This is a genomic window from Pigmentiphaga sp., assembly GCF_019689535.1.
GTDB lineage: Bacteria > Pseudomonadota > Gammaproteobacteria > Burkholderiales > Burkholderiaceae_B > Pigmentiphaga.
On record NZ_JADGHH010000073.1, the window covers coordinates 1 to 16,063 of the forward strand.

The window sequence follows — 16,063 nt, forward strand, 5'->3', positions numbered from 1 at the left end:
GTGCGCGGCTTCGATGGATTTGAGCAGCGGGCCGATGCCGGCATTGCGCAGCGCCGACACGGTGTGCATCTTGGCGAAGGACAGGAAACGCAGCTTGCGGTCGAATTCGCGCTTGATCTGCTCTCGCTGGTCGCTGTCGGCGCGATCCCATTTATTGATCGCGACCACCAGGGCGCGGCCGGTCTCCAGGACGAAGCCGGCAATATGGGCGTCTTGCTCCGAGATTTCCGTGCTGGCGTCGAGCATCAGCAAGACGACGTTGCTGGCCTCGATGGCTTGCAAGGTCTTGATGACGGAGAATTTCTCGACGGCCTCGAAGACCTTGCCCCGCTTGCGCAGGCCGGCGGTATCGATCAGGGTGTAGCGCCGCCCTCCGCGCTCGAAGTCGATCTCGATGGCGTCGCGGGTCGTGCCGGGCTGGTCGAAGGCAATGACCCGCTCCTCGCCCAGCAGGGTGTTGACGAGCGTGGATTTGCCGACGTTGGGACGGCCCACGATGGCGAGCTTGATCCGGTGGTCGACGGCGTCCACGGCCACGAAGGCCTCTTCTTCCCCGTCTCGCTCGTCTTCCGCTTCAGTCGTAGCTGGAACCAGGTCGGCCAGGGCGGCCTCGATCAGGTCCACCACGCCGTCGCCGTGCGCCGCCGAAATGGCGAACGGCTCGCCCAGGCCCAGTTCGTAGAACTCGGCTGCCGCCGTGGCGCGCGACATGCCCTCGACCTTGTTGACAGCCAGCAATACTTTGCGTCCGGCACGCCGCAGGCGATCGGCGATCTCGCGGTCGTGGCCGGTCAGGCCAACCCGGCCATCGGTCAGGAAGATGACCGCATCGGCCTCATCGACGGCCTGCACCGTCTGCTTGGCCATCTCGGCCATGATGCCTTGCTTGGCGACCGGTTCGAAGCCGCCGGTGTCGACGACGATGAAGGGATGGCCCCCCACCCTCCCCTCGCCGTAATGGCGATCGCGCGTCAGGCCGGGGAAGTCAGCCACGAGCGCGTCGCGCGAGCGGGTCAGCCGGTTGAACAACGTGGATTTGCCCACGTTGGGTCGCCCGACCAGGGCGATCACCGGTTTGAATGTCGAGGGTTTCATCGTCGAAAAAAACCTTGCTGCTTATTGACCGACATTAATCGAGTACAGGTTGCCCTTGGAGGTCTGAACCAGCACTCCGCGACCGGTCGGTACCGGCCTGGCCAGGATGGCGCTGCCGTCGGTGGCGATGCGGGCCAGCAAAGCGCCGTCCTCGCGTTGCAGGAAATGCACGTAGCCTTCGAAGTCGCCCACCGCAATGGCGCGGCCCACCGAGGCCGGTGCGGTCAGGCCGCGGTTCTGCAGCGCGTCCTGTTTCCAGATGTTGGCGCCGCTGTCGAGGGCGAAACCATGCACCACGCTGCGGTCGTTGGCAGCGTAGGCGAAGCGCACGTCGGCGGCCAGGCCCGTGACGCTGGAGAATTCGCGCGACCAGACCGAATTGCCGGTTCCCACGTCAAAGCAGTTGATGCGGCCCTGGTAGGTGACCGCGCACAGTTGTCGCCCTGAAATGACGGGTGCACCGACGACGTCGGCCACGCGCTCGAGTTCGCTGGTTCCGCTCGGGATGGCGACGGTGCCTTCCCAGCGCACGGCGCCGCCGGTGGTGGAGATGGCGATCAGCTTGCCGCCTGGCAGGCCCGTGAAGACGTAGCCTCCCGAGAGCAACATTTCGCCGGGCGCGCGCAGCGCCAGCGCTGGCCCGGGGCGCTGGACGCTCCAGCGCCGGCGCCCGGTTTCGGCGTCATAGGCCTGGACACGGTAGTCGCCGCTGCGCACCACGACCAGGCCATCGCCCACCAGCGGCGGGATGGTGATCTCACTTGTCGCCTGGGCGCGCCATTTGATCGAGCCGGTGTCGTCCAGGGCAATGATTTCCCCGCGGGGCGTCGCTACCGCCGTGATGCGCCCGTCGCTCCCTACCCCGGCCGAAAGATCCGTTTTCGTGGACGTGCGCCAGATCTCGGCTCCCGTGTCGAGGGAATACTTGGCGACGGTGCCATTGCTCGTGGCGGCGTAGACGGCATCGCCGACCACCGCCGGCACGAAGCCCACGCCCGATTTGCCGCCGACCGAGACGCTCCAGGCATTGCTGACCGGCAGGGTCGGGGTGAGCGGGGTCAGCGGTGCGGGCGGATAGCGCGGCTTCTCGCTGGAAAAGAGCGAGCATCCTCCGAGCGCCAGCGCGGCCGCGACGGCGGCGGCCTGGCAAAGGCGGCGCCAGCCGCGGCGCTCGCCGGTATGGCGGTTGTGCAACTCCATCAAGCGCCTCCGAGAGCATCGAGTTTGAGTTGGATGGACGAACGCAGATCGGTGGACGGATCGAGCTTGGCGAGCGCTTCTTCGTACGCCTTGCGTGCTTCTTCGCGCTTGCCTTGGGCCGCCAGGACGTCGCCACGGCGGTCCGCATACAGGGCGGCAAATGCCTCCGGAGGCTGCGTGCCTAGCACCGCGAGCGCCTCGTCATAGTTCTTCTCGTCCAGCAGCAATCCGGCCAGCCGCACGCGAGCCACGGCGGCCAGGGCCGCGTCGCCGCTGCGGTCGATGACCCACTGCAACTGGGCCCGCGCCGACTTGGCGTCCCCCGCCTCCTGGAAGGCACGGGCCGCCAGCAGCGCGGCCCGCGGCGCGTAACCGGTGCCGGAATACTTTTCCAGGATGGAGCCGGCGGCGTCCTTGACGCGTCCCAGATCGCCCGCCTCGACCGCTTTCTCCAGGGCTTCGAACTGCACCATGGCGTTGGCGGCTTGGTTGCGTTGGTACCACTGCCAGCCGTTCCATGCGGCCGCAGCCAGCAGCACGATGGTGGCCACGCCCAGTACGAGGTTGCCGTACTTGGCCCACCATGCCTTCAGTGATTCCAGTTGTTCCTGTTCGTCGATGTCGTAGGCCATGCACGCCCCGGTTGATTGGTTATGGCTGAAAATCTGCCGCGGGCCGCCAGGCAGCCCGCGGAACCTCAAGAGCCGCAAGATTAACTGATACGGAGCAATCCCGTATCCACCCGCCGGGAGAACCGGCTATTCCGCTCCGCCGGCCGTCAGTTCGGTGACGAGAAAGTCGGGCAGCTCCGCGGTCGGGATCTTGCGTTGCGGCACGCCATCGGCGCGCAAGGCCTTGACGCTCGCCACGCCTTCGGCCAGCTCGTCCTCGCCCAGGATGACGGCGTACTCGGCTCCGCTGCCGTCGGCGCGCTTCATCTGGGACTTGAAGCTGCCGCCCCCGCAATGCAGGATCACGTCTAGCCCGGCGTCGCGCAGGGACTCGGCCACGCGCATGGCCGCCCGCGCCGCGGATTCGCCCTGGTGGACGACGTATACGTCGCACTCAGGCTGGGGTTGCGGCGGCTGCACCTGTGTCCACAGGTCGAGCAGCCGCTCGACGCCGATGGCAAACCCCACCGCGGGGGCTGGCTTGCCGCCCAGCAGGGAAATCAGCCCGTCGTAGCGGCCGCCGCCACATACCGTTCCTTGGGCCCCGAGCCGGTCGGTCACCCATTCGAACACGGTCAGGTTGTAATAGTCCAAGCCGCGCACCAGGCGGGGATTCACCCGGTATTCGATGCCCGCGTCTTCGAGCCGCTCGCGCACGCCGTTGAAATGGGCGAGCGATGCCTCGCCCAGGTAGTCGAGCAGGCGCGGCGCATTGTTCGCCATGTCTTGCAGGGCGGGATTCTTGGTGTCGAGCACGCGCAGCGGATTGGTATAGAGGCGCCGCTTGCCGTCTTCGTCGAGCAGGTCTTGGTGCTTTTCGAGGTAGGCGATGAGCGCTTGCCGGTGGGCGAGCCGCTCTTCGGCCGAGCCCAGCGAGTTGATTTCCAGGCGGATGTCAGTCAGGCCCAGGATTTTCCAGAGCCGGGCGAGCATCAGGATCAGCTCCACATCGATGTCGGGCCCGGCAAAGCCCAGCGCTTCGACGTCGATCTGGTGGAACTGGCGGTAGCGCCCCCGCTGTGGACGCTCGTGCCGGAATACGGGACCGATGGCGAACACCCGTTGCGGACGGTCGTACAGCAGGTTGTGCTCGATCGTCGCGCGCACCATGCCCGCCGTGAACTCGGGGCGCATGGTGAGCGAATCGCCGTTGAGCGAGTCGGTGAAGCTGTACATCTCTTTTTCGACGATGTCCGTCACTTCGCCTATCCCCCGCGTGAACAGCCGCGTCTGTTCCAGCACGGGCGTGCGCAGGTTGCGGTAGCCGTAGCTGCGCAGCCACTCGCGCACGAGCGACTCCAGGCGCTCCCACTGGCCCGAATCTGCGGGCAGGATGTCATTCATGCCGCGAATCGCGGTCACTTTCTGGAAAGTTTCGTTCGTCATGGTAGGTCTCCCCTGCGCGCCGGCGCGCCCCGCAATGGGGGCGTCGCTCAGGACGCGGGGGCCGAATGGGTGTTGAATCTTTTTTCTACGTACGCTTCTACCAGCGCCTGGAATTCGCGCGCGATGTGTTCGCCCTTGAGCGTGACCGCGCGCTGGCCGTCGATGTAGACCGGTGCGACCGGCTGTTCGCCGGTGCCGGGCAGGCTGATGCCGATGTCGGCGAACTTGCTTTCGCCCGGGCCGTTGACGACGCAGCCCATGACCGCGACATGGAGGTTCTCGGCGCCGGGGTACTTGAGCCGCCAGACCGGCATCTGCTCGCGCAGATAGCGCTGGATGTCGGATGCGAGCTCCTGGAAAACGGTGCTGCTCGTGCGGCCGCAGCCCGGGCAGGCCACCACCGTGGGCGCGAAGGCGCGCAATCCCAGGCTTTGCAGGATTTCCTGCGCGACCACCACCTCTTTCGTGCGGTCGCCGTTCGGCTCTGGCGTGAGCGAGACGCGGATGGTGTCGCCAATGCCTTCCTGCAGCAGGACGCTGATGGCCGCGGTGGACGCCACGATGCCCTTGCTGCCCATTCCCGCCTCGGTCAGCCCGAGGTGCAGCGGATAGTCGCAGCGACGCGCAAGATCGCGGTAGACCGCGATGAGGTCCTGTGCGTTGCTGACTTTGCAGGACAGGACGATGCGGTCGCCCGGCAACCCCAGCGCTTCGGCGCGCCGGGCATTGTCGACGGCGGAGACCACGAGCGCTTCGCGCATGACGGCCTGCGCATCCCAGGGCTGGGGCTTGCGGTTGTTTTCGTCCATCATGCGCGCCAGCAGGTCCTGGTCCAGGCTGCCCCAATTGACGCCGATGCGCACCGGCTTCCCATAGCGGCAGGCCACTTCGATCATCTGCGCGAAGTTGTCATCCCGCTTCTTGCCGGCACCCATGTTGCCCGGGTTGATCCGGTACTTCGACAGGGCCTGTGCGCATTCTGGGTACTGGGTCAGCAGCTTGTGCCCGTTGTAGTGGAAATCCCCCACCAGCGGCACGCTCACGCCCATGCGGTCGAGCTGCTCGCGTATGGCCGGTACTTCCCGGGCCGCCTCGGCCGTGTTGACGGTGATGCGCACGATCTCCGAGCCGGCCAGCGCCAGCTCCTTGACCTGGATCGCCGTGGCGATGGCATCGGCGGTGTCGGTGTTCGTCATGGACTGGACCACGACAGGCGCGTCGCCGCCGACCGCGACCGAGGCGTCGCCCCAGGCAATGCGCACCTGGCGCGTCGGCCGGCGCGCTGCCGGTCCGGCCGGATATGGTGTGCTGTCGTTAAAGGAGGCGGCGACGGGCTGCGTGGAGTTCATGGCTCGGGTAACGGCTATTGCAGGGTGAGGCGGGCGACGTTGTCGCGGCGGTACGGGGTCAGATCGACCGCAGCGCCCCGCCAGCTCAAGTCTACGCCGTTGACGTTGCCGATGACGACCCGGTAGGGAGCCCCCGCGGGATCGAGCGCGAAGGTCTCGTTGGCAGGAAGAATGCGCGAGACGGCGATTGATCCGTCCGCCCGGCGGATCTCCACCCAGCTCGCCTGCTTGAGTTTCAGCGCCAGTCCGGCTTGCGGGGCGGCTGCGGGTTCCGGATCGGCGGCAGGTGCCGGGGTGGGCGCCGGCTCGTGTGCCGGAGGCAGCGCCGCAGTGGCCGGCGGAACTGGCGTTTCGGTCGTCGTTCCCGCTGGCGTTTCTGTCACCGATGCGGCTGGCGGTGCAATAGGCGTTTCCACGTGCACTGCTGTCCTGCCGTCCGGGGTTTCGAGCGTGGACGCCGTTTGCTCGCCGAACGACAGCTTGCCCTGCTGGTTGAGCGCGTAGCCCAATAGCGCAAGTGCGGCCAGGGCCATGATGCCCCCGACCAGCCACGGCGCCAGGCGCTTGCGCGGGCCCGTCGGCCAGCCGCGGCGGGACGTCATCGCGAGCGGGCTGGAAAGCGACGAGGCCTGTGCGAGCGACACCGGGTCCGTCGTCTGCAACTCGGCAGGCAAGGCCTGCAACAGCGGGGCCGGATCCACTTCCAGCAGGCGGGCGTAATTGCGGACGAAGCCCCTCAGCGGCATGCCTTGCGGCAATTCATCCCACTTCTCGTTCTCGAGCGCGCGGACCTGCCGCACGGCGAACTTTAGGCGGTCGGACACATATTCCTGCGACCAGCCGCGCGCCTCGCGCAGGCGCGCCAGCTCCCGACCCACGGACGACGAAGACGGCGCGGCGCCGGAGGGCGCATGGCCGCCCTGCTGCTCCTGCTGACCGGTTTCGTTGTGTTCAGACATCGACGACTCCTTGTCAGGCCCAACCGCAGGAAAGGTCGGGCCGGCAACGCGACAGCCTCACTCGCGCACCTCGATGATGCGGCCGAAGCGGGTTTCGCCGGCCAGCCGCTCTTTGAGGCGCGTGCGGTCCTTGACCTCTCCGGCCAGCTGGCCGCAGGCGGCGTCGATGTCGTCCCCGCGCGTCTTGCGCACGGTCGTGACGATGCCTGCGTCCATGAGGCGTTGCGCGAACAGCCGGACCCGCGCCGCCGGCGAGCGTTTGAGCCCCGACTGCGGGAAGGGGTTGAAAGGAATGAGGTTGAACTTGCACGACACCTGTCGCGCAATGTCTATGAGCTGCCGGGCATGTTCATCACCGTCGTTGACGCCGTCGAGCATGACGTACTCGAAGGTGATGAAGTCGCGCGGCGCGAATTCCAAGTAGCGCTGGCAAGCAGCGATCAGCTCGCGCAGTGGGTATTTGCGGTTCAGGGGAACGAGGTCGTTGCGCAGCGCGTCGTTGGGGGCGTGCAGCGATACCGCGAGCGCCACCGGGCAGTCCCGCGAAAGCCGGTCCATCATGGGCACGACCCCCGAGGTGGAGACCGTTACGCGGCGGCGCGACAAACCGTAGGCGTTGTCGTCCAGCATCAACCGCAGCGCCGCGACGGTGTTGTCGTAATTGAGCAGGGGCTCGCCCATGCCCATCATGACCACGTTGCTGATTACCCGGTCATCGGTCGCGGCCAAGGGCGCCGGCGCCCCGTTGGCCAGGCGCGCACCTTCCCGGTCGGCTTCGATGGTGCGGCGGGCCAGCCACAACTGGCCGACGATCTCGTCCACGCCCAGGTTGCGATTGAACCCTTGGTGCCCGGTGGAGCAGAAACGGCATGCCACCGTGCAACCGGCCTGCGTGGAAATGCATAGCGTGCCGCGGTCGTCCTCGGGGATGAAGACGGTCTCGATGGCGTTGCCATTGCCGACGTCGAGCAGCCACTTGCGCGTGCCATCGGCAGATTTGTGCACCGTCAGGACGCCAGGGGCGCGCACCTCGCAATGGCGGGCCAGTTTTTCACGAAACGACTTCGCGAGGTCCGTCATCTGCCCGAAGTCGGCCACCCCGCGCTGATGCAGCCAGCGCTGCAACTGCTTGGCCCGGAACGGCTTGTCGCCCCAGCTTTCCACCAGGGAGGCGAGCCCGGCCGCGTCCAGCCCCAGCAGGTTGATGCGCGGGGATCCGGAACGGGGTTCGACCTTGTCGGCCAGGGCTGTCGGCGAGATGGAGCTCATGCCGGCCTCCTTGGGGAGAAAAACATCCCGGCTCAGCGGCTGTAGATGTTTTGTTCGGGGAAGAAGAACGCGATCTCGGCCTTGGCGGTTTCCGGGGCGTCGGAGCCGTGCACGGCGTTGGCATCGATGCTTTCGGCGAAATCGGCGCGGATGGTGCCTTTCTCAGCCTTCTTGGGATCGGTGGCGCCCATCAGGTCGCGGTTCTTCTGGATGGCGTTCTCGCCTTCGAGCACTTGCACGAACACCGGGCCCGAGACCATGAAGTCGACGAGGTCCTTGAAGAAGGGGCGCTCGGCGTGCACGGCATAGAAACGCTCTGCGTCGGCGCGCGAGAGCTGCACCATGCGCGCGGCGACGACTTTGAGGCCAGCGGCCTCGAAACGGGAAACGATCTGGCCGATGACGTTCTTGGAAACCGCATCCGGCTTGATGATCGAAAGGGTGCGCTCGATGGCCATCAAAAACTCCAATAAAAACAAATACTTTGGGGGGAACTTAAACGTTAAATTGTATCACGCCTACCTGACGGCACACCTGTCTGCCGGCGTTGTGGCGGGGTGGCGCCCGCCCCACTGGATGTCGGCGGAACCCTGCGGCATACTCAGACTCTCAATCTCATGCCCGCTCGCGGGGCGAAACGAGCCAAAACACGAATAGGAGTCGCTCAACCATGAATGATCTACGCACCTCGCCACTAGCCCGGGCCGGCGCCGCGCCCGGGGAAGTCACGCGCAACCGCGTGCTGCGCAATACCTATTGGCTGCTCGCGCTGTCCTTGATCCCAACCGTGCTAGGGGCGGCGATCGGCGTCGGCACGGGCCTGGCCCAAGTGATGGGCGGCAGTCCGGGGCTGACCACCATCGTGTTCTTGGTGGGCGCCTTTGGCCTGATGTTCGCCATCGAGAAGAACAAGCACAGCAGCTTGGGCGTCGTCTTGCTGCTGGCCTTTACTTTCTTCATGGGCCTGATGCTGTCGCGCATGATCGGCTTCGTGCTGGGCATGGCCAACGGCGCCACGCTGATCATGACCGCATTCGGCGGAACGGCGGCGGTGTTCGGGACGATGGCGGTTCTCTCCACCACCATCAAGCGCGACCTGTCCGGCCTGGGCAAATGGCTGTTCGTCGGCGCCGTGGTCATCCTGCTCGCCGCGCTTGCCAACATCTTCCTGCAGTTGCCCGCGCTGATGCTGACCATTTCCGTGCTGGCGGTCGCAATCTTCTCGGCCTTCATGCTGGTGGACCTGCAGCGGGTGGTCAACGGAGGCGAGACCAACTACATTTCGGCGACGCTGGCGATCTACCTCGACATCTACAACGTCTTCGTCAATCTCCTGATGCTGCTCGGGATCTTCGGCGGAGAGCGCGACTAAACGTCAAGGTGGCGCTTGTGGGGCGGCCGGGCCGCTGGTGGCGCCCGCCGCACGCCCTGAGGGCGCCGGTGCCGAAGTCCAGGATTCACCCCGGCACCGCTTTCCTTCCCCTTCTCCGGGTGCGCCGTGCGCGCCCCCTTCCCTCCCTCAACTCGATCCGGGCCCGCCTGGCTCGAATACGGCGATCGACTCGACGTGGCCCGTGTGCGGGAACATATTGACCACGCCGGCGGCACGCAGGACGAAGCCTCCCTCATGGATGAGAATGGCCGCATCGCGCGCCAGGGTCGAGGGGTTACAGGACACATACACGATGCGTTGCGGCCTATCCGCGCCCAGCTTGGATAACGCCTTGGCCACGGCTAGCGCGCCTTCGCGCGGGGGGTCGATCAGCATGCGGTCGAAACGGCCTAGGCCTCGCAGCCATTGTTCGTCGACCTCGAACAAGTTCAAGGTCGAAAACGACGTATGCCCGGCCAACCCCTGCCGGCGCGCCGCGTCCAGCGCGCGGTCGGTCAGCGCCGGGCTGCCCTCGACGCCGACCACCTCGCGACAGCGCGTGGCCAGAGCGAGCGTAAAGTTGCCCAGGCCGCAGAACAGGTCTGCCACACGATCGGTGGGCTGGGGGTCGAGCAAGGCGATGGCCCGCGAGACCAGTACCCGGTTGATCGCATGGTTGACTTGGGTGAAGTCGGTGGGCTTGAATGGCATGCGCAGGCCGAATTCGGGAAGCGCATAGGCTAGGCCGTCGGCGTCCGCGGGTTCGAGCGGATGCACGCTGTCCGGGCCCTTGGGCTGCAGCCACCAGTGGATGTCGTGCCGTGCAGCGAAGGCCTTGAGGACGGCCACGTCTTCGTCCACCAGTGGAACCAGGTGGCGCAGTACCAGCACCACCTGCTTGTCACCCACGGCGACTTCGATTTGCGGGATGCGGTCGCGCGCCGGCATGGCGGCCACCATTTCCCGTAGCGGCACGAGCAGCGATGCCACGTGCGGGTGCAGGACGTGACACTCGCGCATATCGGCCACGTAGCTGCTCTTGCGTTCGCGAAAGCCCACCAGCACGCCGCCCTTCTTGACCACCACCCGCACAGACAGGCGGGCGCGATAGCGATAGCCCCATGACGGCCCGTAAACGGGCGGCAATACGCGCTGCGGAACCAGCTTGCCGATGTGCCATAGCGTGTCTTCCAGCACGCGCTGCTTGATGGCGACCTGTGCGGAAGGCTCCACATGCTGCATGGCGCATCCTCCACAGACGCCGAAATGCGGGCAGCGTGGTTCGACGCGCATGGGGGAGGCGCGCAGGATGTCAGCCACCTCGGCAAGCTCGTAGGACGGTTTGCGCTTGAGTATCTTGAGCGTCACCCGCTCGCCAGGCAACGCGCCTTCGACGAATACCACCTTGCCCTGGCGACGCGCGATGCCCCGCCCCTCCAGGTCGACCGATTCGATGCGTACGGAACCGTCGTCGAACTCGGCGGCAACGGTTTGCCCTTCCAGCCCTTGCTGGAACGTGTGATCAGTTTCTTGAGCCATGTTCCGATTTCAGTGGGCGACGCTGCGTCAAGCGGCGCCCGCGGCGTTTACCACGCTGCGAGGTATTCTTTCCAGTGAGGCTGGTCCAGCGCTTCGAGCGTACTGCGGACCAAGTCCAGTTCCGCCTCGTATTGGGCTCGCGACAGCATGCCGCGCACCAGCCTGAAGCGGCAGTAGACCAGCCAGGTATTGACGACGTCGGTTTCGCAATAGGCGCGCACTTCTTCCCGCCGGCCCGAGTGCCACGCCTCCCATACCAGGCTGCCGTCCATGCCCAGTTTGCCGGGGAAGCCGCAGAGCTTGGCCAGCTCGTCCAATGGCGCATTGGCGCGTCCATTGTATTTGGCCAGCAAGTCCATCAGGTCGCAATGCCGGTTGTGGTAGCGGCTGATGTAATTGCTGTAGCGGAAGTCGCGATCGTCTTCGCCCATGTCCCAATATCGCGCGGCCTGGACGCCGTGTATCAGGCCGCGGTAATGCAGTACGGGCAGGTCGAATCCCGATCCGTTCCAGCTGATGAGCTGGGGCGTATAGCGGTCGATGGTCTTGAAGAAGCCCGAGATCAGCGTGGCTTCGGGATCGTCGGCCTTGCCTATGCATTTGACCCGGAATCCCTCGTCGTCGCGAAAGACGCAGCCGATCACCGCCACCTTGTGCAGGTGGAGCGGGAGGAAATCGTGTCCCACAGCTTCGCGTCGGGCAGCAGTCGCCCGCGCGACGACCTCGGCGTCCGGTACCTCGTCTCCCCAACCGTTGAGCTTGCGCAAGCCCTCCACGTCGGGGATGGTTTCCAGGTCGAAGACCAGCATGGGCGTCATGGTGGGCCTCAGCGCGGGGGCAAGTAATCCATGGGGTTGACTGGCCGGCCTTGCCTGCGGATTTCGAAGTGCAGGCGCGGCGATTCGGCGTCCGTGCTTCCCAGCTCGGCGATCTTCTGCCCGCGCCTCACCGCCTGCCCTTCCTTCACCAGCATGGCGCGGTTGTGGGCATAGGCCGACAGGAAGGTGTTGTTGTGCTTGATGATGATTAGTTGCCCGTAGCCGCGCAGCCCGCTGCCGCTATAGACCACTTTTCCGTCGGCTGCCGCCAGCACGGGGTCGCCGGGGGTGCCGGCGATGTCCAGCCCCTTGTTGCGGGTTTCGTGGAAGTTCTCGATGATCTTGCCGCTTGCCGGCCAGCTCCATTCGATGCGATCGCCCGCGGGCTCGGTGCGTGATGGCGGCGGAGCCGGCTTTGCAGGAGGCGTGCTGGGCGCTTGCGCGGGCGGTTCCGGCGTCGGGGAGGAAGGCGCCGGTGCCGGCGTCTCCAGCGGACGCGTCGTCGATTGCGACGGGCTCGGCACGGGCGTGACTTGGGCCACGGTCGTGTCTGCCGGTTTGGCCTCGGTCGTGCTCGGGCGGGTCACGCGCAGCACTTGGCCCGGGCGGATCTGATTAGGGTCCTGCAGATTGTTCCACTGCGCGATGTCGCGCCAATCCTGCCCGTGGTCGAGTGCAATCCGGATCAGCGTATCGCCGCGCTTGACGACGTACGTGTCGGCATCGACCAGGCGAGACGGTTCTCTTCCCGCCGTGGCGGGAGGCTCGGCGGACTTGGACGGCGGCGTGGTGCGATCCACGACGGGAACCGTCCTGGGCGCCGACCCGCAGGCCGCCAGCAGCAATGCGCAACCCGTCCAGGCCAGTGCGTAAATGGCGGCCCGTGCGAGGCTGTCCGTCCCGTTACGCCGGGGCGGAGCGGTTTTCTTGCTGCTCGGCTTGCGCCAGTTCTGCATCCCAGATCTCCTCTTCATTACGACAACACACCTGATTGCAGGGGCACGAAGCGCACGGGTTCGAGTTCGGTGCGCACCCAGCTGTGCGCGCCCGTGCGCTCGATGACGACCAATTTTTGCGTAGCGCCGCCTTCCGGCGCCACCAACCGTCCGCCCAGTGCCAACTGGGCGGCCAGCGCATCAGGAATCTTCAATCCCGCGGCCGCGACCACGATGGCGTCGAAAGGCGCGGCGCTCGGCAGCCCCTGCATGCCGTCGCCGAAAACGAGCCGCACGTGCGAAAAGCGGAACGGGCGCAGGCGGCTGCGTGCCAACTCGTGCAAGGCCTTGATGCGCTCGATCGAATACACCTCGCGCGCGACGCCTGCCAACACCGCAGCCTGGTAGCCGCACCCCGTGCCGACTTCCAGCACCTTTCCGAGCTCGCGGCCGTGGCACGCGGCGGCGATCATGCGCGCGACGATCCAGGGCTGCGAGATGGTCTGCCCGTGTCCGATGGGCAGTGCCGCGTCCTCGTACGCGCGGCTCGCCAGCGCTTCGTCGACGAAGCGATGGCGGGGAATGGCCTGCATCGCCGCGAGCACGCGTTCGTCGGCGATGCCCTGGGAACGCAGGCGGGCCACCATCGCACTGCGCATCCGTTCCGAGTTCAGTCCGTGGTTCGGTTCTCCGGCCGCAGGCGCGGGGGGCGCCGCGGAAGGCGTGACGATCCGCGCGGGCACCACCCTGGCATTGCTGTTGAGGGGCTTGGCTTCCTCCCGGCGAGGCAATGGGGTAGCCGCGTTCCTGACCACAGGGGGGCGGCCGGTGCTGACCCGCGTGTTGCTGTTGGCAGGCGTGACGGGGAGCGCCGAGGGCGTGAGCCGCCTCGTCGCGGTTGGCGTGTTCCCACTGGCGCGTGGCGCCGCGGGAGCGGGGGTCAGCGGTTTGCGCCTGTCCATTCCGTCGGGATCCATGCACGTAGCGGCTCGATCTGCGCAGTGTGCGTCAGGTCGAACCGCAGCGGAGTGATAGACACTGCGCCGTCGGCGCAGGCGTGGAAGTCCGTTCCGGGCGTCGCATCGGCCGCCTTCCCCGCCGGTCCGATCCAATAGACCGGCTCGCCGTAAGGCGTGGAGGAACGCACCACGGGTTCCGATGGATGACGCCGCCCCAGCCGCGTGATGCGGGGAGGCTTGAGTTCGGTGAGCGGTAGGTTGGGAATATTGACGTTCAGCAATGTGGGGGCCTCGAGCGGCCGCTCGATGAAGTGCTCGACGATGCGGCGCGCAGTGGCGGCCGCAGCATCCAGATGCGTCCATCCCTTCGACACTTGGGAGAACGCAATCGAGGGAATGCCGAACAGGTAGCCCTCGGTCGCGGCGGCGACGGTGCCGGAGTAAAGCGTGTCTTCGCCCATGTTCTGGCCGTCGTTGATGCCCGACACGACAAGGTCCGGCCGCCGATCGAGCAGCCCGGTCAGGGCAATGTGCACGCAATCGGACGGCGTCCCGTTGACATAGAAAAATCCGTTCGCGGCCGTGCGCACCGACAAGGGGCGGTCCAGGGTGAGCGAGTTGGACGATCCGCTGCGATTGGTCTCGGGCGCGACCACGATCAGTTCGGCAAGCGGGCGCAACACTTCGACGAGAGCGGCCAAGCCGGGGGCGAAGTAGCCGTCGTCGTTGGAAACCAGAATCAACATCTATCGCCCCGCTCTATTACGCAATGACATCTCCAGTCAGCATCAAACACGCTTGCTGCCGGCACGGGCCGCGAACGAAAAAGCCCGCACGGCGACCCTGCGGGCTTGTGTCGTCCGGAACGAGCCGGCCAGCCTCCTGGTTGCTTGGCGATTCCGGATAACGCATCTGCTGCCGGCCCACCGAATGCTCTGGGATTGTACATGACCCCCTCCGGCAAGTAGCGCTAGCCGGCACGGACGTTGCGCGCATGCCCTAGCAAGGCACGGGCCTTTGTTTCTGGAACGCCTCGACCAATGCGTCGAGAAAACCCCGAACCGCCGGCACGAGCCCGCGCCGCGACGGAAATACCGCCTGTACGATGCCCTCAGGCAGCGTGTATTTCGACAGCGTCACCTGCAGCCGCCCTGCCTCGACGTCCGCAGCCACCATGAACCAGGGCAGGCAAGCCAGCCCGAGGCCTTGCAGGGCCGCGGTCTGCAGGGTGTTCAGGTCGTCCACGGACAAGCGCGGGACGTGGGCGACCGCGGCTTCCTTGCCGTCGGGGCCCTTGAACCGCCAGACGTGCTTCTCCCCTGTTTGCACCATGCTGAGCGTGGGCAGGCGGGCGATGTCCTCTACGTGTTCCGGATGTCCGTGGCGTTCGAAAAAATCGGGCGTGGCGACGACCACGGCGCGTGTGGTGGCAAGCGGACGCACCACCAGCTCGGAATCCTCGAAGGGGGGCTGGCGCACGCGCAGGGCGAGGTCGAGCCCTTCTTCCACGACGTCCACCCGGCGCGACGTGGCCTCGATTTGCACCCGCACCAGGGGATTGCGCGCCAGGTAGTCCGAGACGATGCGGGCCACGTCGCTTTGCAGCAGGCCCACGGGGCAGCTGAAGCGTATCAATCCTTGCGGCTGGGACGTAGTGCGGTCCACCGCCTCCTGCGCCGCCGCGGCCTCGGCTACCAGCGCGGCGCAGTGCTGGTAGTAAGTATGGCCGATCTCAGTGACCGATATCTTGCGGGTCGTGCGGTGGAGCAATCGCACGCCAAGCGCTTCTTCCAAGGCCGCGATCCGCCGGCTAATCCGGGACACGGGTATCCCCAGCGCCCGCGATGCGGCGGTATAGCCACCGTAGTCCACGACCTTGGCGAACAAGTACATGTCGTTGAGGTCCTGCATGGTTCCCCCTTTTTATTGAATTATTCCATGCATGAAAAAGTCCATCTCGTTGCGGCCAATTTAAAATTTATTGTTGAAGATATATCGTGAAGCCTCTTTGGAATTCATCCGCATTAACCCTAGTCTGCCATTGGGAGTTTCACGTGAACGTCTTGCAAATCGATTCCAGCGCGTCCGGCAGTGCCTCTGTTTCCCGTCAATTGACGGCTGCCATCGTCCAGGCGCTTTGCCGGAACCGCCCCGGAGCGCAGGTTCGCCACCGCGACCTGGTCGCCCAGCCCCCTGCTCACCTGGACGGCGCCCTGCTGCAGTCGTTGCGCCCCCAACCCGGCGCGGAATTGCCTTCGGACGCCAGTTTCCGCGAGCAGGCCGCATATACCGATGAGCTGCTCGAAGAGTTCCTGGGCGCGGACGTGGTCGTCGTGGGAGCCCCCATGTACAACTTTTCCATCCCGTCTCAGCTGAAGGCGTGGATAGATCGGGTGGCCCAGGCTGGCAAGACGTTTCGCTATACGGCCGAGGGGCCACAGGGCCTGGCGGGTGGGAAGAAGGTGGTGATCGTTTCGTCCCGTGGAGGCAAGTATGCCGGCACGCCCATGG

The 16,063-nt window shown here is 66.0% G+C and carries 16 protein-coding genes; 2 read left to right on the forward strand and 14 right to left on the reverse strand.

Going from position 1 to position 16,063, the window contains the following annotated elements; translation table 11 throughout:
- The 8 genes from der to ndk form a co-directional block, all read right to left on the reverse strand.
- On the reverse strand, positions 1-1,095 hold a 1,095-nt coding region (gene der, locus IRZ12_RS08350), incomplete at its 3' end, for a ribosome biogenesis GTPase Der (RefSeq protein WP_296467098.1).
- A gap of 21 nt (positions 1,096-1,116) precedes the next feature.
- Entirely contained in the window at positions 1,117-2,295 is a 1,179-nt protein-coding gene (gene bamB, locus IRZ12_RS08355; RefSeq protein ID WP_296467101.1) for an outer membrane protein assembly factor BamB, read from the reverse strand.
- Positions 2,295-2,927 carry a tetratricopeptide repeat protein gene (locus IRZ12_RS08360; RefSeq protein WP_296467104.1) on the reverse strand — a complete coding sequence of 211 codons (633 nt, stop codon included), beginning with the start codon at positions 2,925-2,927 and terminating at the stop codon, positions 2,295-2,297. Before IRZ12_RS08360 ends, bamB begins: the two co-directional genes overlap by 1 nt.
- Before the next feature lie 126 nt (positions 2,928-3,053).
- The gene (gene hisS, locus IRZ12_RS08365; protein ID WP_296467105.1) at positions 3,054-4,352 is read right to left on the reverse strand and encodes a histidine--tRNA ligase; all 1,299 of its coding nucleotides are present in this window, start codon (positions 4,350-4,352) and stop codon (positions 3,054-3,056) included.
- A gap of 47 nt (positions 4,353-4,399) precedes the next feature.
- Positions 4,400-5,701: a flavodoxin-dependent (E)-4-hydroxy-3-methylbut-2-enyl-diphosphate synthase gene (ispG, locus tag IRZ12_RS08370; protein ID WP_296467109.1), complete on the reverse strand. Its 1,302-nt coding sequence runs from the start codon at positions 5,699-5,701 to the stop codon at positions 4,400-4,402.
- 14 nt (positions 5,702-5,715) lie between these two features.
- On the reverse strand, positions 5,716-6,660 hold the full coding sequence (locus tag IRZ12_RS08375; protein ID WP_296467113.1) for a helix-turn-helix domain-containing protein: 945 nt from the start codon (positions 6,658-6,660) through the stop codon (positions 5,716-5,718).
- 57 nt (positions 6,661-6,717) lie between these two features.
- Entirely contained in the window at positions 6,718-7,929 is a 1,212-nt protein-coding gene (rlmN, locus tag IRZ12_RS08380; protein ID WP_296467115.1) for a 23S rRNA (adenine(2503)-C(2))-methyltransferase RlmN, read from the reverse strand.
- A gap of 32 nt (positions 7,930-7,961) precedes the next feature.
- Positions 7,962-8,387, reverse strand: a complete 426-nt coding sequence (gene ndk, locus IRZ12_RS08385) for a nucleoside-diphosphate kinase (protein WP_296467118.1) — start codon at positions 8,385-8,387, stop codon at positions 7,962-7,964.
- Positions 8,388-8,599: 212 nt separating this feature from the next.
- Between ndk and IRZ12_RS08390 the strand changes: the two genes are divergently transcribed.
- Positions 8,600-9,301, forward strand: coding sequence for a Bax inhibitor-1/YccA family protein (locus tag IRZ12_RS08390; protein ID WP_296467121.1), 702 nt, complete (start codon positions 8,600-8,602; stop codon positions 9,299-9,301).
- A gap of 147 nt (positions 9,302-9,448) precedes the next feature.
- On the opposite strand, the gene rlmD is transcribed toward IRZ12_RS08390, so the two are convergent.
- From rlmD to IRZ12_RS08420, 6 genes are all read right to left on the reverse strand, one after another.
- A complete protein-coding gene (rlmD, locus tag IRZ12_RS08395) occupies positions 9,449-10,840 on the reverse strand; it encodes a 23S rRNA (uracil(1939)-C(5))-methyltransferase RlmD (RefSeq protein WP_296467124.1) in 1,392 nt (463 codons plus the stop codon).
- Positions 10,841-10,887: 47 nt separating this feature from the next.
- The gene (locus IRZ12_RS08400) at positions 10,888-11,658 is read right to left on the reverse strand and encodes a 3'-5' exonuclease (RefSeq protein ID WP_296467127.1); all 771 of its coding nucleotides are present in this window, start codon (positions 11,656-11,658) and stop codon (positions 10,888-10,890) included.
- An 8-nt stretch (positions 11,659-11,666) separates the two neighbouring features.
- Entirely contained in the window at positions 11,667-12,614 is a 948-nt protein-coding gene (locus IRZ12_RS08405; RefSeq protein ID WP_296467130.1) for a peptidoglycan DD-metalloendopeptidase family protein, read from the reverse strand.
- A gap of 17 nt (positions 12,615-12,631) precedes the next feature.
- Entirely contained in the window at positions 12,632-13,555 is a 924-nt protein-coding gene (locus tag IRZ12_RS08410) for a protein-L-isoaspartate(D-aspartate) O-methyltransferase (RefSeq protein WP_296467133.1), read from the reverse strand.
- Complete coding sequence (surE, locus tag IRZ12_RS08415; RefSeq protein WP_296467136.1) at positions 13,534-14,298, reverse strand: 5'/3'-nucleotidase SurE; 765 nt, start codon at positions 14,296-14,298, stop codon at positions 13,534-13,536. The genes IRZ12_RS08410 and surE overlap by 22 nt, the downstream gene beginning before the upstream one ends.
- Before the next feature lie 253 nt (positions 14,299-14,551).
- Positions 14,552-15,463, reverse strand: a complete 912-nt coding sequence (locus tag IRZ12_RS08420; protein ID WP_296467139.1) for a LysR substrate-binding domain-containing protein — start codon at positions 15,461-15,463, stop codon at positions 14,552-14,554.
- A gap of 143 nt (positions 15,464-15,606) precedes the next feature.
- Here IRZ12_RS08420 and IRZ12_RS08425 point away from each other — a divergent pair.
- The coding region (locus IRZ12_RS08425) for an NAD(P)H-dependent oxidoreductase (RefSeq protein ID WP_296467142.1) at positions 15,607-16,063 on the forward strand (457 nt) is incomplete at its 3' end.

What these genes read in the sequence shown, in the direction of transcription:
- bamB (WP_296467101.1), bottom strand. Translation starts at nt 2,295, where the DNA reads ATGGAGTTGCACAACCGCCATACCGGCGAGCGCCGCGGCTGGCGCCGC.
- IRZ12_RS08360 (WP_296467104.1), bottom strand. Translation starts at nt 2,927, where the DNA reads ATGGCCTACGACATCGACGAACAGGAACAACTGGAATCACTGAAGGCA.
- hisS (WP_296467105.1), bottom strand. Translation starts at nt 4,352, where the DNA reads ATGACGAACGAAACTTTCCAGAAAGTGACCGCGATTCGCGGCATGAAT.
- ispG (WP_296467109.1), bottom strand. Translation starts at nt 5,701, where the DNA reads ATGAACTCCACGCAGCCCGTCGCCGCCTCCTTTAACGACAGCACACCA.
- IRZ12_RS08375 (WP_296467113.1), bottom strand. Translation starts at nt 6,660, where the DNA reads ATGTCTGAACACAACGAAACCGGTCAGCAGGAGCAGCAGGGCGGCCAT.
- rlmN (WP_296467115.1), bottom strand. Translation starts at nt 7,929, where the DNA reads ATGAGCTCCATCTCGCCGACAGCCCTGGCCGACAAGGTCGAACCCCGT.
- ndk (WP_296467118.1), bottom strand. Translation starts at nt 8,387, where the DNA reads ATGGCCATCGAGCGCACCCTTTCGATCATCAAGCCGGATGCGGTTTCC.
- IRZ12_RS08390 (WP_296467121.1), top strand. Translation starts at nt 8,600, where the DNA reads ATGAATGATCTACGCACCTCGCCACTAGCCCGGGCCGGCGCCGCGCCC.
- rlmD (WP_296467124.1), bottom strand. Translation starts at nt 10,840, where the DNA reads ATGGCTCAAGAAACTGATCACACGTTCCAGCAAGGGCTGGAAGGGCAA.
- IRZ12_RS08400 (WP_296467127.1), bottom strand. Translation starts at nt 11,658, where the DNA reads ATGACGCCCATGCTGGTCTTCGACCTGGAAACCATCCCCGACGTGGAG.
- IRZ12_RS08405 (WP_296467130.1), bottom strand. Translation starts at nt 12,614, where the DNA reads ATGCAGAACTGGCGCAAGCCGAGCAGCAAGAAAACCGCTCCGCCCCGG.
- IRZ12_RS08410 (WP_296467133.1), bottom strand. Translation starts at nt 13,555, where the DNA reads ATGGACAGGCGCAAACCGCTGACCCCCGCTCCCGCGGCGCCACGCGCC.
- surE (WP_296467136.1), bottom strand. Translation starts at nt 14,298, where the DNA reads ATGTTGATTCTGGTTTCCAACGACGACGGCTACTTCGCCCCCGGCTTG.
- IRZ12_RS08420 (WP_296467139.1), bottom strand. Translation starts at nt 15,463, where the DNA reads ATGCAGGACCTCAACGACATGTACTTGTTCGCCAAGGTCGTGGACTAC.